Source organism: Vibrio sp. Vb1574 (genome assembly GCF_033338675.1).
In genome coordinates, this window is the sequence record NZ_JAWOTC010000460.1 from 1 (window position 1) to 1,044 (window position 1,044).

1 protein-coding gene is annotated in these 1,044 nt (G+C 40.6%); it reads left to right on the forward strand.

The features are described from left to right. The coding region (gene dapB / locus R7O12_RS26870) for a 4-hydroxy-tetrahydrodipicolinate reductase (RefSeq protein WP_318127113.1) at positions 1–608 on the forward strand (608 nt) is incomplete at its 5' end. Between the last annotated feature and the right edge of the window lie 436 nt (positions 609–1,044).

Below are 1,044 nucleotides of genomic sequence, written 5' to 3' on the forward strand. Positions count from 1 at the left end.
ATTTTGATGTTGTTATCGACTTTACCGCTCCAGTAAGTACGTTAGCGAACTTAGAGTTATGTAAACAGCATGGGAAGTCTATCGTAATTGGTACCACTGGCTTTAGTGAAGAAGAGCGAGCACTGATTGATGCAGTTGCGAAGCACGTACCTGTTGTGATGGCGCCTAACTACTCTGTTGGTGTGAACCTAGTATTTAAGTTGCTTGAGAAAGCTGCAAAAGTAATGGGTGATTACTGCGATGTCGAGATTGTCGAAGCTCATCACCGCCATAAAGTTGATGCTCCGTCAGGTACTGCGATTGGTATGGGTGAGGCGATTGCTGGCGCTATGGGCAACAAGTTAAGTGATGTTGCGGTGTATGCGCGTGAAGGCATTACTGGTGAGCGTACTAAAGATGAAATCGGTTTTGCAACCATTCGTGCAGGTGACATTGTCGGCGAGCACACAGCAATGTTTGCTGATATTGGTGAGCGAGTCGAAATAACGCACAAAGCGACGGACCGCATGACTTTTGCTAATGGTGCCGTGAAGGCTGCAGTGTGGCTACATTCCAAGCCGGCGGGCTTTTATACCATGACCGATGTGCTTGGTTTGAATGAGCTTTAAATACATAATTATTCGCCGGCGTAAGCCGGCTTTTTTGTATTTGAAGAAAGTTATGTAAATAAAATGAGTATTGTAGAGCGTCAGTTTTGAACTTGTTTGTGTGTATTTTTGCTGGCTTGGTTGTCTTATTTGCCTTAACTGCTTAAAAGTTGATGTTGTTTTGTTGTGATTAACGTTTGCGTGAAAATCTCATAAAAATTTGTGATCTATAAAAAGTTCAAATTTGTAAAATCTAAAAAAAGAACCATCTTCAAAGTTTGCAGGTGGTGGAAACTTGTGTTTTTGGGGCTTATTGCTAGTAAATGCTATTACTCTTTAGAAAAAGATAATTTATTTTTCATTGTGTGTTGACAGGTTTGCAGTCCATCTTTAGAATACCGCCAATTTGTCTGAAATACCTATTTATGTAGATTTTATAGGTAAAGGAAGGCATGAT